The organism is Stenotrophomonas sp. 2YAF22 (genome assembly GCF_052114665.1).
Taxonomy (GTDB): Bacteria; Pseudomonadota; Gammaproteobacteria; order Xanthomonadales; family Xanthomonadaceae; genus Stenotrophomonas; species Stenotrophomonas indicatrix.
Map to the genome: position 1 here is coordinate 1 of NZ_JBFRFE010000770.1, position 1,688 is coordinate 1,688.

Below are 1,688 nucleotides of genomic sequence, written 5' to 3' on the forward strand. Positions count from 1 at the left end.
GCTGTTGCTGTTGCTGTTGCTGTTGCTGTTGCTGTTGCTGTTGCTGTTGCTGTTGCTGTTGCTGTTGCTGTTGCTGTTGCTGTTGCCGTAGCGGGTGCCGGGTGCAACCCGGCCAACGCCCCCCTTCCCCATACCCCGCCGAATGGGTATACAGTCGACCCGTACCGGCATCGTGCCGGAATGAACCCTGGGAGGGGACCATGCGCAAGACCTTCAAGACCCTGCTGCTGGCGCTGCCGCTGTGCCTGGCCGCGCTCTCCGCGCAGGCCGCCGACAGTGCAGCCGGCCGCTGGAAGACCATCGACGACAAGACCGGCAAGGTGAAGTCGATCGTCGAGATCAGCCAGGCCGCCAACGGCACGCTGTCCGGCAAGGTGGTCGAGATCCTGCACTCGGACAAGGGCCCGAACCCGGTCTGCGATGGTTGCGAGGGCGCCAACAAGAACAAGCCGGTGAAGGGCATGACCATTCTCTGGAACCTGAGCCAGGACAAGGGCACCACCAGCAAGTGGTCCGGTGGCACCATCCTCGACCCGGCCAACGGCAAGACCTACCGCTCGAAGATCGAGCTGCAGCCGGGCGGCGGCAAGCTGGACGTGTCCGGCTGCATCGCCTTCATCTGCCGCGCGCAGACCTGGGTCCGCGAGTAAGCGTCACGGCCCCGGCAATGCCCTGGTGACCCGGCTCCGGCCGGGTCACTGCGTTGCGGGCGTGCGATAATCTTCGGTTCCCCCTGGCTGCACCCCGTGACCATGACCCGTACCGCGCTCGTCACCACCGCCCTGCCCTACGCCAACGGCCCGCTGCACCTGGGCCACCTGGTCGGCTACATCCAGGCTGACATCTGGGTGCGTGCGCGTCGAATGAGCGGCGGCAAGGCCTGGTTCGTGTGCGCCGACGACACCCACGGCACGCCGATCATGCTGGCTGCGGAGAAGGCCGGGGTCACCCCGGAAGCCTTCATCGCCAACATCCAGGCCAGTCACGAACGCGATTTCGCCGCCTTCGGCGTCGCCTTCGACCATTACGACTCGACCAATTCGGCGGCCAACAAGGCGCTGACCGAGGCGTTCTACCTGAAGCTGGAAGCGGCTGGCCACATCAGCCGCCGTTCGGTGGCGCAGTTCTACGACCCGGCCAAGGGCATGTTCCTGCCCGACCGCTACGTCAAGGGCATCTGCCCGAACTGTGGCAGCGCCGACCAGTACGGCGACAACTGCGAAGTCTGCGGCGCCACCTATGCGCCGACCGACCTGAAGGAACCGCGCTCGGTGATCTCCGGTGCCACCCCGGAAATGCGCGATTCCGAGCACTTCTTCTTCGAGGTCGGCCACTTCGACGGCTTCCTGCGCGACTGGCTGGCCGGCGATGTCGCCCTGCCGGGCGTGAAGGCCAAGCTGGGTGAATGGCTCAACGCCGAAGGCGGCCTGCGTGCGTGGGACATCTCGCGCGATGCGCCGTACTTCGGTTTCGAGATTCCCGGCCAGCCGGGCAAGTACTTCTACGTCTGGCTGGACGCGCCGATCGGCTACCTGTCCAGCTTCCAGACCCTGTGCAGCAGGATCGGCGAGGATTTCGAAGCGCATCTGCGCGCCGGCACCAGCACCGAGCTGCATCATTTCCTCGGCAAGGACATCGTCAATTTCCACGGCCTGTTCTGGCCGGCGGTGCTGCACGGCACCGGCCAC

At 65.8% G+C, this 1,688-nt stretch carries 2 protein-coding genes; both read left to right on the top strand.

Features of this window, described 5'->3' with window-relative positions; genetic code table 11:
• The first annotated feature begins 200 nt into the window (after positions 1-200).
• Positions 201-650, top strand: coding sequence for a DUF2147 domain-containing protein (locus tag AB4Y84_RS20950; RefSeq protein ID WP_025879086.1), 450 nt, complete (start codon positions 201-203; stop codon positions 648-650).
• Positions 651-752: 102 nt separating this feature from the next.
• Positions 753-1,688, top strand: a 936-nt coding sequence (gene metG, locus AB4Y84_RS20955) for a methionine--tRNA ligase (protein ID WP_442250849.1), incomplete at its 3' end; no start/stop codon positions are given.

Bases quoted from the DNA above. Each gene is read 5' to 3' on its own strand.
- AB4Y84_RS20950 (WP_025879086.1), top strand. From the start codon at position 201: ATGCGCAAGACCTTCAAGACCCTGCTGCTGGCGCTGCCGCTGTGCCTG.